Origin of the sequence: Paraburkholderia sp. SIMBA_053 (assembly GCF_046534895.1) — a bacterium.
GTDB classification, from domain to species: Bacteria; Pseudomonadota; Gammaproteobacteria; order Burkholderiales; family Burkholderiaceae; genus Paraburkholderia; species Paraburkholderia caledonica.
This window is the reverse complement of sequence record NZ_JAWRXU010000001.1, coordinates 1,165,713-1,180,018: the sequence shown is the minus strand read 5'-3', so window position 1 is coordinate 1,180,018 and position 14,306 is coordinate 1,165,713. Positions and strand designations below refer to the sequence as shown.

Here is a 14,306-nt window from a genome sequence, read left to right as displayed (position 1 = left end):
GCGCAGAACGCGAAGACTGTCTGACATCGAGGCTATTCGCGGAGGCAGGCGCAACAGGATTCACACTTTATCGCGATTCGGCAAATCCTGCTTCATGTATGGGCAGTCGGCAAACCGTTCGCGAGTCCGATCAGGCACAAAGAAACGAACGCGAAGAAAGCAATCTTTCTCGATCCCGTATATATTTCCGGGTTATGAATTCGCGACCCCAGACTCCAATTAATGTTCCGCCGCCCCGAACCTGGGACGCGCGGTTAGCCCGCCGGCTCGTGACACCGCTTGTTAATACGCGTGTCGCGCCCAATCATCTGACCACGCTGCGTCTGCTGATCGGGGTCGCAGGCGCGCTGTGCCTCGCGCGCGGCGGTTTCGCGTGGTCCAATGCCGGCGCGATTCTGATCGTTCTGTCCAACTTCGTCGACCATACCGATGGAGAGCTCGCGCGCATCAGCGGCAAGTCAAGCCGGATCGGTCATTTTTACGACCTCGCTTGCGATGCACTCGTCACCGTCATGCTGTTTATCGGCATGGGTATGGGCATGAGCGCGTCGAATATCGGCGGGCTTACGGTTGCACCGGGTTGGTTGGGCGCGATTGCCGGCATTGCCGTCGCGCTGATTTTCTTCCTGCGCATGCGCATCGAGGAAATGGCCGGCAAGGCGGGTACGAAGCAGGCCGCCGTGGGCGGCTTCGAAACAGAAGACGTGTTGTATCTGCTGCCCATCGTCACGCTGACGAGCGTCGTGATGCCGTTCGTCGTGGCCGCCTCGATCGGCGCACCGCTCTTCGCCGTGTGGGTGATGATCGACTATTGGCGCGTCTCGCGCCGTACCGCGCAGCCGGCTGCAGCTGGCGCGGGTGCTTCTGAAACCCATCAAGTATTGGCTGGCAAATGAGTACACACGCCGAAGACGACGTGGCCGCATCGATTCACACAGAACATGCCGTGCCCGCGATGCAGGCGGCGCCCGCCGGGCCGGACGCCGACCGTGCGCTCGCGAGCCGCACGCGCACGTTCGACAATCCGCGCTTGCGCAAGGACTTCGCCGAGCAGGGCGCATTTCTCTATCTGGAAGATTTCCTCGCGCCGGAAGTCACTGCGCAACTGGTGCACAGTGCGCGTGCGCTGCTCGACGAGGTCAACCGCAACTACCTGCCGGGCCACAAGCAGGGCGGCAGCGTGAGCCGTCATACGATCGACCGTCTTGCGCCGTTCATCGCCGAACTGTATCGCTCGAAGGAACTGATCGGCTGGCTTGAACAGCTGAGCGGCGACAAGCTGCAAGTGTCGCCAGCGGACGATCCGCACGCGTACGCGCTGTATTACTACACGCGGCCAGGCGATCACATTGGCTGGCACTACGACACTTCGTACTATGACGGCCGCCGTTACACGCTTCTGCTCGGCGTAATCGACGAATCGTCCTGCCGTCTCGACTATGAATTGCACACGCGCAATCCGGATGTGCCGGATCAGCCCGGCTCGGTGCAGATTCCGCCTGGCGGCCTCGTGTTTTTCGACGGCGACAAGCTGCGTCATCGCATCACGCCGGCCGGCCCGAACGAGATGCGCGTGTCGCTCACTTTTGAATACGTCACCGATCCGAACATGCGTCCGTGGCGTCGTCTGATTTCCAACATGAAAGACGCCATTGCGTATTTCGGCTTCCGCCAGGTGTTTCGTCAAATGACTCAGGCGAAACCTCGCGACAAGGACCGCGCATGAGTCGCGCAGCCCTGATTCTGCTGTCGATCGGGACGGCGCTGTTTGTCGGCCTGCTCGCGTGGCAGGGTTTCGGTTCGGTGGTGTCGACGCTGCTCGCCGCCGGTTGGGGGCTCGCGCTCGTCGCCGCGTTTCACGTGGTGCCGCTCGCGCTCGACGCCGGCGCGATCTCGGTGCTATTGCCGCACGGCCTGGACGGCGGGCGTCACCATCTGTCGGTACGTGACGCGCTGTTCGCGCGCTGGATCGGCGAATCCGTGAACAGTCTGCTGCCGGCCGGCCAGATCGGCGGGCCGGTGGTGATGGTGCGGCAACTGTCGCAGCGCGGCATGCCGATGCGCGACGCGGCTGCGGCCATCACCGTGAGCACGACCGCCCAGGCGCTCGCGCAAATCATCTTCGCGCTCTTCGGGCTGCTGATGTTCGGCGCCTACGCGGCACATGGCGCGCTGCACGACCTGCAAACTGCCACGCTCATTGCAACGGCGGTGCTTGGCGGCATGATCGTCGGCTTTTATTATGCGCAACGGCGCGGGCTGTTCGGCCGGCTGCTCGGCGTGGCGTCGAAACTGTTCGGCAAACGCGACTGGTCCGGGCTGATGACACGCGCCGAAGCCGTCGACGCCGCCGTGCAGGCCATGTACCGCGAGCGGGCCCGCGTGGCCGCGAGCTTTGTGCTGAGTCTTGCTGGCTGGATCGTCGGTACCGTGGAAGTCTGGCTCGCGCTGCGTTTTCTCGGCCATCCGGTCGACTGGGTCGACGCGTTGCTGCTCGAAAGCGTCGGTCAGGCGATTCGTGGCGCGGCCTTCATGATTCCCGGCTCGCTCGGCGTGCAGGAAGGCGGCTACTTGCTGCTTGCGCCGCTGGTGGGTCTGCCGCCCGACGCGGCGCTCGCGTTGTCGCTGACCAAGCGCGCGCGCGAAATCCTGCTAGGCTTGCCGGGTCTGCTGGTCTTGCACTTCAGCGAACGAAGCTGGCAAAGGCGGCGCGCCCTTGGGCGCGTTCCCGCTGTCGATTAAACTCCGTATCTTTTCAAAGGACCGCGCATGCGTGCCATCATCCTCGCTGCGGGCCTCGGCCTGCGTCTCCAGCAACCGCCGGAAGCCCAGTTCCCGAAGTGCTTGTTGCAGTTCGACGGTATGAGCCTGCTCGAACGGCATCTGCAGATGCTCGAAACTGCCGGCGTAACAGAAGTCGTGCTGGCGCTCGGTTTCCAGCCCGAGTCGGTGCAGGCGGAACTGGCGCGCATCAACTGGCCGCACGAAGTTGAAACGGTGCTGAACACGCGGTACGACCTGGGCAGCGTGTTGACGGTGCACACGGTGGCCGAGGCGCTGACGCGCGGCGGCGACGTGCTGCTGATGGACGCCGACGTGCTGTACGACGAGCGCATCCTGAGCGCGCTGGTCGCGGGCGAGACGGTCAACCGTCTATTGATCGACCGCGATTTCGAAGCCGGCGACGAGCCCGTGAAGCTGTGCCTGAAAGACGGCGTGCCGGTCGAGTTGCGCAAGCAGCTGGCGGTCAATCTTGAGTACGACACCATCGGCGAGTCGGTCGGCTTTTTCCGCTTCCGTCAGGAAACGGCCGAGCGCTTTGCGCAGATCGTGGCGGGCTATATCGACAGCGGCCGGGCGAATCTGCCGCACGAAGAAGCTGTGCGCGACCTGCTGCTGGAGCGCAGCCAGGTGTTCGACACGGCCGACGTCACCGGCGCGCCGTGGATCGAAATCGACTTCCCGAACGACGTCGCCCGTGCGACCACGGAGATCTTGCCGCAGTTGCAGCCGCTCGTCAGCGCGTCGCGTTGATATCCGCTTGACGGCGAGACACTCAGCAAAAAGCCGGCTCAATGCCGGCTTTTTGTCGTTCAAGGGCTATCCAGCGCGCATCGCAACCTTCATTGCCGCTGCAATGCCATAATCGACGCTTTATATCGACGGCCTTGCCAACCGTCGCCCTGCCAATGCCTTTCGCTTTAGGCGCTTTCATTGTTCCGCTGATCGTCGCATGTGCGATGTTCATGGAAAACGTGGACGGCACGGTCATCGTGACGTCGCTGCCCGTTCTGGCGCGCGATCTCGGTCAGGACCCCATCACCCTCAAGCTGGCTGTCACCGCGTATGTGATCGGCCTCGGCGTCTTCATTCCGATCTGCGGCTGGGTTGCGGACCGCTTCGGTTCGCGCACGGTGTTTCGCACGGCCATCGGCATCTTCATGGCAGGCTCGCTGATGTGCGCGGCGTCCACCTCGCTCGGCATGTTCGTGGCCGCCCGCTTTGTGCAAGGCATTGGCGGCGCGATGATGGTGCCGGTTGGGCGCATCATCATCTTCCGTTCGGTGCCGAAATCGGACTTCATACGCGCGGTCAATTATCTGACGGTGCCCGCGCTGCTCGGGCCTGTGGTCGGGCCGCCGCTCGGAGGCTTCATCACCACGTATCTGCATTGGCGCCTGATTTTCTTCGTCAATATTCCGATTGGTCTGCTCGGCATCTGGCTCGCCAACAAGCACATCGCCAATGTGCGCGAAGCGCATCCAGGCCGGCTCGACTGGACCGGCTTCCTGTTGTCCGCGAGCGGCGCGTCGCTGTTCATGCTGGGGCTTTCGCTGGTGGGCGGCGAACTGGTGCCGAACATCGTATCGATCGGCATGTGTGCAGTGGGCGTCGTGTTGCTGGTGGGTTACGTGCTGTACGCGAATCGCGTCGAGTTGCCGGTGCTCGATCTGCGCCTTTTGCGTATTCCGAGTTTTCACGCAAGCGTGGCGGGCGGCTCGCTCTTTCGCATCGGTCTCGGCGCCGTGCCGTTCCTGTTGCCGCTCGCGTTGCAGGAAGGCCTCGGCATGACTCCGTTTCTGTCGGGTTCGATCACGTGCGCGTCCGCATTCGGTTCGATCTTCATGAAGGCGGCGACCTCGCGCATACTCGGACGCTTTGGTTTTCGCACGGTGCTGATGGTCAACGCAGGCTGCGCGGGCATTGCCATCGCGATATACGGACTGTTCTTTCCCGGCACGCCGCACTGGTTGATCTGGTGCGTCGTGCTGGTCGGCGGCTTCTTTCCGTCGCTACAGTTCACGTCGTTGAACACGTTGGCCTACGCCGATATTCCGAGCCGCGACGTGGGCCGCGCGACGAGCGTCGCAAGCGTGATCCAGCAGCTTTCACTTGGGTTGGGCGTGACGATCGCAGGCATCGTGCTGCAGATTTCGCACAACGTGCAGGGTCATTCGAGCATCGTGTTCTCGGACTTCTGGCCGGCGTTTGTCGTAGTCGGCCTGTTCTCATTTCTGTCCATTCCGATCACGGCACGCTTGCCGCACGACGCCGGCGACGAAATCGCCCGTGGCCGCCGCGGCACGGCTTGACGCAGACACGCGACTTACGTTTTTGTGTGCCGCAGCAGTGTTCCTACGGGCTACCGCTGCTTCGCAAAGAGCCTGTTCACATGTTATAAGCCCCAAGGGAACGGAAGTTATCGTCTGGTGAAACAGTCGTCTTGGGGGATATCAATGAAGTTGTTCCGCAACGCCAAATCGTCTGCTAGCGGATTCGCGCTGGCCGCACTGCTGTCTGTTTCGGTTGGATTTCTCGAGGCCACGCCGGCAGTCGCGAAGCCGCCCGCGAAAGCCCAGCCGGCTGTCCTGACCGCGTCCGCAATCGCGGTTGCCGACGAGTACAGCGCCGACGCCGCCGAACAGATCTTCAAGGAAGGCGGCAACGCCGTCGACGCCGCGGTCGCCATCGCCTTCACGCTTGCCGTGACTTATCCGGAAGCGGGCAACATCGGCGGCGGCGGTTTCATGACGCTGTACGTGGGCGGTAAGCCGTACTTCCTCGACTATCGCGAGCGCGCGCCGCTCGCGGCGACGAAGAACATGTATCTCGACGACAAGGGCGAGGTCATCAAGGGCATGAGCCTGTACGGCTACCGTGCCGTGGGCGTGCCCGGTACCGTCGACGGCATGTGGCAGGCGCAGCGCCGCTTCGGCAAGCTGAAATGGAAACAGGTACTCGCACCGGCCATCCACTATGCACGCGACGGCTTCACGGTCAGCGAGCAACTGCAGGAGCGTCGCGACGCGGCAGCGAAAGAATTCGCCGGCAAGACGAACTTCGACACCTACTTCGGCAACCTGAAGCAAGGCGTCAACTTCAAGCAACCCGATCTTGCCGCCGTTTTGCAGCGCATATCGGACCAGGGCGCGAAAGACTTCTACTCGGGCAAAACCGCCGACCTGATCGCGGAATCCATGCGCGGCCACGGCCTCATTACGAAGGCGGATCTGCAGCAGTACAAAGCCGTGTGGCGCCAGCCGATCCAGGCGGACTGGAAAGGCTACCGCGTGTACACCGCACCGCCTCCCAGCTCGGGCGGCATCGGCCTCGTGCAATTGTTGAAGATGAAGGCCGACCGCGAAGCCGACTTCAAGGACGTCCCGCTCAACTCGCCGCAATACATCCATCTGATTGCGGAAATTGAAAAGCGCGTGTTCGCCGACCGCGCGCAATATCTCGGTGACCCCGACTTCTACAAGGTGCCCGTCGCGCAATTGACCGACGACGCGTACCTCGCGAAGCGCGCCTCTGAGGTCAACCCGGAAACCCCGTCCGACACGAAGAGCGTGCAGCCCGGACTCGGCACGTCGATGCCGGAGAAAGCGGAAACCACGCATTTCTCGGTGGTCGACAAGTGGGGTAACGCAGTGTCCAACACCTACACGGTGAACGGTTACTTCGGTTCGGGCGTGGTCGCGGATCGCACGGGCATCGTGCTGAACGACGAGATGGACGACTTCTCCGCGAAGCCGGGCGTGGCCAACATGTTCGGCGTGGTGGGCAGCGACGCGAATTCGATCGAGCCCAAAAAGCGCCCGCTGTCGTCCATGAGCCCGACGATTCTCACGAAAGACGGCAAAGTCTCGCTCGTCATCGGCACGCCGGGCGGCTCGCGCATCTTCACGTCGATCTTCCAGGTGATCAACAACATCTACGACTTCAACATGCCGTTGCCGGCAGCGGTCGGCGCGATGCGTTTCCATCACCAGTTGTTGCCGCCGAATACGATTTTCTGGGAGCCGTACCAGCCGATCGACGGTGAACTCGCCAAGCAGGTCGAAGCAAAGGGCTATACGCTGAAGGCCCAGAACTTCAACGGTGACATTCAGGCCATCAAGATCAATGACGACACGCCGGAGCCCGCAGCCGACCCTCGCGGCCGTGGCGTCACGCGGATCATTCAGTAAGTGTTTTTCGAACGGTGTGGACGGCGTGTCGATCGCGATGCGCCGTTCACGAACACAAGACCTCGCGCTCGAAAGAGCCCGAGGTTTTTTTATGCGCGATCAGCTTGCCTGTTCCACCGGTGTCAGCGTCAGTTCGAGCCGCTGCGCACCCCGCAGCACCGTCACGTTGACGGGCTTGTCGATCCGCGAAGCGTCGAGTGTGCGTTGCAGCGCATCCACGTCCTGCACCGGCAGCGAGTCGATTGCGACGATGGTGTCGTCGGTGCGCAGACCGCCCGCCGCGGCAGGGCTGCCTTTCACGATTTCCATCACATGCACGGCGCTTTGCGCGCTCAAACCGAAGTAGTGCTGTACGCGGCGCGATATCGGCGTCGTCGTTCCCGCCACGCCGATATAAGCTCGCCGAACGCGGCCATGCGCGAAAATCTGCATGATGACCCACTTCGCCGTGTCGATTGCGGTGGCGAAGCAGATGGCCTGCGCGCCGGGAATGATCGCGGTGTTCACACCGATCACCTGGCCTGCCGAATTGATGAGCGGGCCACCGGAATTGCCGGGATTGAGCGCGGCGTCGGTCTGAATCACGTCGTAAATCATGCGGCCGGAATTGGAGCGCAGCGAGCGGCCGAGCGCCGATACGACACCCGTCGTCACCGTTTGCGCGAGGCCGAGCGGATTGCCGACCGCAATGGCGATCTGCCCGACGCGCAGCTTCGACGAGTCGCCGAGTTCCACATGCGGCAGCGGCTCGGGCGAGCCGATTCGCAGCACGGCCAGATCGCTGCCGGGGTCGTCGCCGACCAGATCGGCGTCGAACCTGGAGCCGTCGGCGAGCGTGACCTGGATGTGCGTCGCGCCATGCACGACGTGGCTATTGGTCAGCAGGTAGCCGTCGGGCGTGAAGATGAAGCCTGAGCCCGTGCCGCCGCGCGCGCCGCGTTCGCGCGTGGCGGTGCCCGCCAGCCGACGTTCGACGGAAATGAAGGCGACGGCCTGCTGCACGCGTTCCAGCGCGCCAATGACGGTGCGCGAATAGGCGTCGAGCAGGGCGTCGTCGGATAGAGAATTGAGGTGGTTTGGCCCGGGGGCGTCGGATGCGGCGCGCGACAGGTCATCGATGAAGCGTGGACGGCTTCCCATGGCGATGCTCCGGATAAACGGAATTGCAGATGCGGGGCGCGGCTGAGCTTTTCAAGTGCGAATCCGGCTGCGCCCGCGTGGCTCTCCTGGGCAGAGATCGACCGGAATCTGGCGTGGGCGGCCATCGCCGACGTCGAGCGAGCTTTCGGCGTGTGAGACACTGTGATGCCACCGCGAGCCGTCCGCGACCGCACGCCAAGGAGACCGCCGTCATGAACCTGCCCGCTCATCCATCCGGCGAGACCGATGCTTCGGCTTCGTCAGCTTCATCGTCCGGGGCCGAACCGGCCGAACCGCGGATCGAGTCGCTCAGCGCTATCACGCTCGCCACCGCCGACATGCGTGAAGCGGTGCGCTTCTACGAAGCCCTCGGTTTCCCACTCAAATTTGGCGGCGGGCAAGCCGAATTTACGTCGTTCGCGTTTGGCGGCACGTATCTGAACCTGATCGCCGATTCGCGTGCGCCGGTCAACTGGTGGGGCCGCGTGATCGTCTATGTCTCGGACGTCGATGCGATCTATCGCAAGGCGCTGGCAGCCGGATTCAAGCCCTCGCTCGAGCCCGCCGATGCGCCGTGGGGCGAGCGCTATTTTCACATCTCCGATCCGGACGGCCACGAGCTCAGCTTCGCAAAACCGTTGCGCTAGCGGGCGGCGTCGGCGTGAAACTCGCTATCATTAACAGGCTGCGGTAACACGGCTGACACCGGACGCACCGATAATCGGGCGCGCCCGCGTCGCTTTTGCCGCCGCGCGCCTGATCATTTTCGTCGCCAGGAGAGCCGCAATGAAAGAGCAGGATCCGAGACCTGAAGCTGAGTGGCTCGTGGAGCGGCAACGCCGTTTCGAGGAAGACCTCATCGACGCGTACGACGAGGAACTCGAGATGGAGGTCGACGACCGCATCCTCGACGGTGCGGAGAGCTTCACGCTTGAGCACCGCGAAGCACGCAAGATGTATTTTCGCGAACTGTTCCGCTTGCAGGGCGAACTGGTCAAATTGCAGGACTGGATCGTGCAGACGGGGCATCGTCTCGTGGTGATTTTCGAAGGGCGCGATGCTGCGGGCAAGGGTGGCGCGATCAAGCGCATCACGCAGCGGCTCAATCCGCGCGTATGCCGCGTTGCGGCATTGCCCGCACCGAATAACCGCGAGCGCACGCAATGGTATTTCCAGCGCTACGTGTCGCAGCTGCCCGCCGGCGGCGAGATGGTGCTGTTCGATCGCAGCTGGTACAACCGCGCGGGCGTCGAGCGCGTAATGAATTTTTGCACCGACGAAGAATACGAAGAGTTCTTTCGCTCGGTGCCCGAGTTCGAGAAGATGCTCGTGCGCAGCGGCGTGCAGATCGTCAAATACTGGTTCTCCATCACCGACGAAGAGCAGGAAATCCGCTTCCAGAACCGCATCCACGATCCGCTGAAGCAGTGGAAGCTCAGCCCAATGGACCTGGAAAGCCGGCGTCGCTGGGAGGCTTATACGCTCGCGAAAGAGGTGATGCTGCAACGCTCGCATATTCCCGAGGCGCCGTGGTGGGTCGTGCAGGCAGTGGACAAGAAGCGGGCGCGCCTGAACTGCATTCACCATCTGCTGAGCCAGGTGCCGTATCACGAGATCGAGCATCCGCGTGTCGAATTGCCGGCGCGTGTTTATCACGACGAGTACAGCCGTCAGCCCGTGCCGGCTTCGATGATCGTGCCCGAGGTGTATTGAGCGGTTCGACCGGGCCGATATCTGAAGTAGAAGAAACGAAAAAGCGCGGCATATGCCGCGCTTTTTTCGTTATGCCGGTCCATGCATGCAGATGCATGAACGACCGCGAACGGACTGCTTAAAACACGGCGCGGAAAACCCAGTACAAGCCGGCCGCGAGCGCGATAGAGGCGGGCAGGGTCAGCACCCACGCGAGCACGAGGCTGCGCACGGTCGCCCATTGCAAGCCCGAGCCGTTGGCTGCCATTGTGCCGGCCACGCCCGAAGACAGCACGTGAGTCGTGGACACGGGCAGGCCGTACATGTCGGCCGCGCCGATCGTCATCATCGCAACCAGTTCGGCCGACGCGCCCTGTCCATACGTCAGGTGTTGCTTGCCGATCTTTTCGCCGACGGTCACCACGATCCGCTTCCAGCCGACCATCGTGCCCAGGCCCAGCGCGATAGCCACAGCGACCTTCACCCACGTCGGGATGAACTTGGTGGCGTGATCGGTTTGCCCCTTGAAGTTGTTGATCGCCTTGGCGTCTTCCGGCGCAAAGGCGGGTTGCTTCGCCTTGTCCATCAGCCGAATCGCCTCCGACGCCACGTACATGTTGTTGCGCACGTTGTCGACGATGCCTTGCGGAACAGCCGCCATCGAACCGGATGTGCCGACCTGGTGCGCGATGATATCCGTGAGTTGCTTCAAGGCGGGCACCGTCGCGGGCGTCAGTTGATGCGTGCGCACATACGCTTCGACATCGGCGCGCGGATTGGCGGAAGGCGGCGCGCCGTTCGTGTAGCGCGCGAGGGCGCCCGACGTTTGCTCCGCGACCGCGACGAACGTCTGCGTCTGAGCTGGCGTCACCGCCTTGTTCAGCGCATACGCCGTCGGCACCGTGCCGATCAGGATCAGCATGATGAGGCCCATGCCTTTCTGGCCGTCGTTCGAACCGTGCGCAAACGAAACGCCGGTGCAGGTGAGGATCAGCAGACTGCGAATCCAGAACGGCGGCGGCTCTTTGCCCTTCGGTTCGGCATACAGCGCGGGAATGCGCACGACGGCTTTCAGGATCATCAGCAGCAGTCCGGCTGCGAGGAAACCTATCAGCGGCGAGAACAGCAACGACTTGCCCACGCCAAGCGCCTGGGTCCAGTCCACGCCACTCGTGCCGTTCACGCCGTGCATCAACTGATTCATCAGGCCGACGCCTATGATCGAGCCGATCAGCGTATGCGAGCTCGACGACGGCAAGCCGAAATACCAGGTCCCGAGATTCCAGATGATTGCCGCGATCAGCAGCGCGAACACCATCGCAAAGCCCGCGCTGCTGCCCACTTGCAGGATCAGCTCGACCGGCAGCAGTTGCAGGATGCCGAACGCGACCGCGCCGCTCGAGGTCAGCACGCCCAGGAAATTCCAGGCGCCGGACCACACGACCGCGAGATTCGGTGCAAGGGAATGCGTGTAGATTACGGTGGCCACGGCGTTCGCGGTGTCGTGAAAGCCGTTGACGAATTCGAATCCAAGTGCGATCAGCAGGGCGACGCCGAGCAGCAGATACGGCAGGATGGAACCCTCTCGCACGGGTTGGAGATCGCCCGCGAGCTGCACACCGCAATAGCCCACGCCGGCTACGATTACGGCGAGGAAGATCACGAGACCGAGATTGCGCCCCTTGCCACTGGCCGCGCTGGGTTGCGGGTACGAAAGTTCCGGCATGAGGTGTGCCCCTGGAGGAATGTCGGTGAATTGCCGATCCTGCGGGGCATATGTGTCTGTACGATGACATCTGCATCGGCGGACGCATATGAGCGGGCATCCACCGACATTTGGCGGGCGGCGCCTTGCCTCACGGCCCGAAGCCAGCTCTGCATAGCGCACAGGAATCGTTTTTGCTACGCTGAGGATGCGGGGTACACCTTTCGGGGGAAATTCGATGACGCGCGACAGTCGCAAGGAAAGCCGCAAGGCGGACGAAGGCGCGTCGGTCGCCGATCCGGTTGTGCAAGAGCCCACCGCGCACGCGGCGTTCGCGTCGTATGCGGCCCCGCTCGTGAACGACGCGATAGCGTTCGCGACTGCAGTACGTGAAGATCCATCGCCGGAAGCGCTGCACAAGCTGCGGGTTTCGCTCCGCCGCTTGCGGTCGTTGTGGTGGGCCTTCGCGCCGCTCCTCGAGAAGGGCGAAAACACGCGGCAGCGCGCGCTGTACAAGTATCTGGCCACTGCGGCCGGAAAAACCCGCGACTGGGACATCCTGATCGAACTGCTCGGCCAGGAAGATAGCGGTGCACGCAGCCTCGCGCCGAAGCTGGAGCAGGCGCGCGGCGATGCGCTTGCGACGAGCCGCGAAACGCTGTCGAACGCGGACGTCAAGCATCTGCTGCGCGAGGCTTTGACGAGCGCATCGACGGAAATCAACACGACGCACGAACGCGTTCCGCTGAGCAAGTTCGCGGGGAAACGGGTGGCAGCGTCGGAGCGTTCGTTGTTCAAGCGCGCGAGGCGCGCGCGCCGCGCAAAACCTTCTAATTACGCCGCTTTTCACGACGTCAGGAAAGCCGGCAAGAAGCTTCGCTATCTGCTCGAATTTTTTCAGCCGGTATTGAGCGGGAGCCACAAGCGCACGCTCAAGCGGCTCAAGCAGGTGCAAAAACGTTTCGGAACGCTAAACGATATTGTCGCGAGCGAAATGTTGCTGCGCGACAATGCGGCCTTGTTTGCCGGATCGGGCGACACCGACGCCGTGCTGCAGTGGTTGCACAAGGAGCGCAAACGCCGCATGCGTTCGGCGGCAGGACTGTTGCGCAAGCTATAGCGCGAACGCGGCCTGACACGCGGCAGGCAATGCACCCGCGCATAATTTCGAATGGCGGCCCGCACGCTCATGCGGCCCGCCTGCAATGGAGGCAACGCGCAGGTGGCAAATCGAGCGCATTTGCAGGGGCGACGCTGGCGCAGGACCTTCCGGCATGGAGCAGGCAGCGTCGCGCGTTATGTGGGCAATCGTCCGGTATTGGCGGGTGTGGCCGGTACGCTGGTCGCGGTGGCGATGGCGGCGCTCACGTTGCTGACGCTCCTTAGCGGCCGCACTGACGCGCTCGACCATGCGCGCGAAACGTCGCAGAACCTTGTGTCGATCATCTCCAGCGATCTGGAGAGGAACGTCGAAATCTATAACCTCTCGTTGCAGGCAATGGCTGATGGCGCGCAGCGTCACCTGGGCGCCGGGTTGCCTCCCGACGCGCAGCGAGCAGTGCTGTTCGACCGTGCTACGACGGCCGCGTATCTCGGCGGCGCGTATATCCTGGGCCCGCAGGGCGAGGTGATCGCTTCGCAAAGCGGCGATGTCAACCGGGACGCCCGCTTTACTGACCGCGACTATTTCATGGTCCATCGGCGCAACGCGGCCGCGGGTCTTTATCTGTCGCATCCGTTCCGCTCGCGCTTGCGCGACGGCAAGTTGTCGATCGGGCTCACACGGCGGATCAACGACGCCAATGGCAACTTTGCCGGCGTGGCGTTGCTTGCGATTCGCATCGAGTACTTCCAGCGCCTGCTCGAACGAATCAACATTGGCAAGCAGGGCTCGGTATTCATCGCGATGGACGACGGCACGCTCATCGCGCGCAAGCCGTACTCGCCGCAAGATATCGGCGCGAGCATTGCAAGGTCCCCGAGCTTCGTCCGCATGGCCGCGCACAACGCCGGTTCCTATGTTGCGCCGTCCGCGGTCGACGGTGTCGAGCGCATGTTCACCTACGCGCACGTGCCGGGCACCTCGCTGATTGCGGTTGTTGCGCCCGCCGTCGACGACGTGCTGGCGCCGTGGCGTCGTCGCGCGACGATTAGCGGCGCATTGACGCTCGCGTTCGGCGCAGTCTTCGTGGCGGTGTCGTGGCTGCTGGCGTTTGCGCTGCGCGGCAAGTTGCGCGCGCAGGCTGCGCTGACGCGCCTCGCCGCTACAGATCCGCTAACCGGGCTTAGCAACCGCCGTGTGCTCGATAACCGGCTCGACGAAGAGTGGCGTCGCGCACGGCGCACGGGCCAGCCGCTGTCGGCACTCTTTATCGACATCGATCATTTCAAGCACTTCAACGACACACACGGGCATGCAAGCGGCGATGAGGCACTGAGCGCGGTGGCCGAATGCATATCGACCGCGGTGCGCCGTTCAGTCGACGTGGTCGCGCGCTATGGCGGTGAGGAGTTTGCCGTGATACTGCCGGACACGTCGGCCGACGGAGCACTCACGGTCGCCGAAAAGATTCGCCGAAGAGTGCAGGCGCAAGACATTCTTCAAGGCGGCGACGACACAGTGGCGGTCACGGTGAGCGTCGGTTGCGCGACCTGCGTGCCCGCGCAAGGCGCAAACGCATTCGACCTGCTCGCCGCGGCCGACCGGCAGCTTTACGTGGCAAAAGCGGCGGGCCGCAATCGCGTCTCTGCCGCGCAGTCGCCCATGCGTTCGATGACTTAGCACGCGCTGCTATTGA

13 protein-coding genes are annotated in these 14,306 nt (G+C 63.1%); 10 read left to right on the top strand and 3 right to left on the bottom strand.

Features of this window, described 5'->3' with window-relative positions; genetic code table 11:
* The first annotated feature begins 194 nt into the window (after window positions 1–194).
* Genes SB753_RS05355 through SB753_RS05340 form a run of 4 tightly spaced genes read left to right on the top strand, consistent with a single transcriptional unit; the run spans window position 195 to window position 3,534 of the window.
* A complete protein-coding gene (locus SB753_RS05355; RefSeq protein ID WP_408412050.1) occupies window positions 195–896 on the top strand; it encodes a CDP-alcohol phosphatidyltransferase family protein in 702 nt (233 codons plus the stop codon).
* The gene (locus SB753_RS05350) at window positions 893–1,726 is read left to right on the top strand and encodes a 2OG-Fe(II) oxygenase (protein ID WP_410799339.1); all 834 of its coding nucleotides are present in this window, start codon (window positions 893–895) and stop codon (window positions 1,724–1,726) included. Before SB753_RS05355 ends, SB753_RS05350 begins: the two co-directional genes overlap by 4 nt.
* Complete coding sequence (locus SB753_RS05345; protein WP_410799337.1) at window positions 1,723–2,742, top strand: flippase-like domain-containing protein; 1,020 nt, start codon at window positions 1,723–1,725, stop codon at window positions 2,740–2,742. The genes SB753_RS05350 and SB753_RS05345 overlap by 4 nt, the downstream gene beginning before the upstream one ends.
* Window positions 2,743–2,769: 27 nt before the next feature.
* Window positions 2,770–3,534 carry an NTP transferase domain-containing protein gene (locus tag SB753_RS05340; protein ID WP_020066640.1) on the top strand — a complete coding sequence of 255 codons (765 nt, stop codon included), beginning with the start codon at window positions 2,770–2,772 and terminating at the stop codon, window positions 3,532–3,534.
* A 22-nt stretch (window positions 3,535–3,556) separates the two neighbouring features.
* On the opposite strand, the gene SB753_RS05335 is transcribed toward SB753_RS05340, so the two are convergent.
* Window positions 3,557–3,748, bottom strand: a complete 192-nt coding sequence (locus SB753_RS05335) for a hypothetical protein (protein ID WP_164701831.1) — start codon at window positions 3,746–3,748, stop codon at window positions 3,557–3,559.
* Between SB753_RS05335 and SB753_RS05330 the strand changes: the two genes are divergently transcribed.
* Window positions 3,690–5,093: an MFS transporter gene (locus tag SB753_RS05330; RefSeq protein ID WP_410799335.1), complete on the top strand. Its 1,404-nt coding sequence runs from the start codon at window positions 3,690–3,692 to the stop codon at window positions 5,091–5,093. The genes SB753_RS05335 and SB753_RS05330 overlap by 59 nt on opposite strands.
* A gap of 144 nt (window positions 5,094–5,237) precedes the next feature.
* Window positions 5,238–6,971, top strand: coding sequence for a gamma-glutamyltransferase (gene ggt, locus SB753_RS05325; protein ID WP_020066638.1), 1,734 nt, complete (start codon window positions 5,238–5,240; stop codon window positions 6,969–6,971).
* 99 nt (window positions 6,972–7,070) lie between these two features.
* Here the strand turns inward: ggt and SB753_RS05320 are convergent, their stop codons facing one another.
* Window positions 7,071–8,111, bottom strand: coding sequence for a S1C family serine protease (locus tag SB753_RS05320; protein ID WP_410799333.1), 1,041 nt, complete (start codon window positions 8,109–8,111; stop codon window positions 7,071–7,073).
* A gap of 212 nt (window positions 8,112–8,323) precedes the next feature.
* On the opposite strand from SB753_RS05320, the gene SB753_RS05315 reads away from it, so the two are divergent.
* On the top strand, window positions 8,324–8,758 hold the full coding sequence (locus tag SB753_RS05315; protein WP_088174187.1) for a VOC family protein: 435 nt from the start codon (window positions 8,324–8,326) through the stop codon (window positions 8,756–8,758).
* A gap of 139 nt (window positions 8,759–8,897) precedes the next feature.
* Window positions 8,898–9,824 (top strand): polyphosphate kinase 2, encoded by a 927-nt coding sequence (gene ppk2 / locus SB753_RS05310; protein WP_410799331.1) that lies wholly within the window; start codon window positions 8,898–8,900, stop codon window positions 9,822–9,824.
* Between the two features lie 118 nt (window positions 9,825–9,942).
* On the opposite strand, the gene SB753_RS05305 is transcribed toward ppk2, so the two are convergent.
* Window positions 9,943–11,529, bottom strand: coding sequence for an inorganic phosphate transporter (locus SB753_RS05305; RefSeq protein WP_087751038.1), 1,587 nt, complete (start codon window positions 11,527–11,529; stop codon window positions 9,943–9,945).
* Between the two features lie 217 nt (window positions 11,530–11,746).
* Here SB753_RS05305 and SB753_RS05300 point away from each other — a divergent pair, with 217 nt between their 5' ends.
* Together SB753_RS05300 and SB753_RS05295 are read left to right on the top strand one after the other, a co-directional pair.
* The gene (locus SB753_RS05300; protein WP_131318308.1) at window positions 11,747–12,628 is read left to right on the top strand and encodes a CHAD domain-containing protein; all 882 of its coding nucleotides are present in this window, start codon (window positions 11,747–11,749) and stop codon (window positions 12,626–12,628) included.
* Window positions 12,629–12,730: 102 nt separating this feature from the next.
* Entirely contained in the window at window positions 12,731–14,290 is a 1,560-nt protein-coding gene (locus SB753_RS05295) for a GGDEF domain-containing protein (protein ID WP_087751054.1), read from the top strand.
* Window positions 14,291–14,306: the final 16 nt, after the last annotated feature.

Excerpts from the sequence above, each read along its gene's own strand:
- SB753_RS05355 (WP_408412050.1), top strand. The coding sequence starts at position 195 with ATGAATTCGCGACCCCAGACTCCAATTAATGTTCCGCCGCCCCGAACC.
- SB753_RS05350 (WP_410799339.1), top strand. The coding sequence starts at position 893 with ATGAGTACACACGCCGAAGACGACGTGGCCGCATCGATTCACACAGAA.
- SB753_RS05345 (WP_410799337.1), top strand. The coding sequence starts at position 1,723 with ATGAGTCGCGCAGCCCTGATTCTGCTGTCGATCGGGACGGCGCTGTTT.
- SB753_RS05340 (WP_020066640.1), top strand. The coding sequence starts at position 2,770 with ATGCGTGCCATCATCCTCGCTGCGGGCCTCGGCCTGCGTCTCCAGCAA.
- SB753_RS05330 (WP_410799335.1), top strand. The coding sequence starts at position 3,690 with ATGCCTTTCGCTTTAGGCGCTTTCATTGTTCCGCTGATCGTCGCATGT.
- SB753_RS05335 (WP_164701831.1), bottom strand. The coding sequence starts at position 3,748 with ATGAACATCGCACATGCGACGATCAGCGGAACAATGAAAGCGCCTAAA.
- ggt (WP_020066638.1), top strand. The coding sequence starts at position 5,238 with ATGAAGTTGTTCCGCAACGCCAAATCGTCTGCTAGCGGATTCGCGCTG.
- SB753_RS05320 (WP_410799333.1), bottom strand. The coding sequence starts at position 8,111 with ATGGGAAGCCGTCCACGCTTCATCGATGACCTGTCGCGCGCCGCATCC.
- SB753_RS05315 (WP_088174187.1), top strand. The coding sequence starts at position 8,324 with ATGAACCTGCCCGCTCATCCATCCGGCGAGACCGATGCTTCGGCTTCG.
- ppk2 (WP_410799331.1), top strand. The coding sequence starts at position 8,898 with ATGAAAGAGCAGGATCCGAGACCTGAAGCTGAGTGGCTCGTGGAGCGG.
- SB753_RS05305 (WP_087751038.1), bottom strand. The coding sequence starts at position 11,529 with ATGCCGGAACTTTCGTACCCGCAACCCAGCGCGGCCAGTGGCAAGGGG.
- SB753_RS05300 (WP_131318308.1), top strand. The coding sequence starts at position 11,747 with ATGACGCGCGACAGTCGCAAGGAAAGCCGCAAGGCGGACGAAGGCGCG.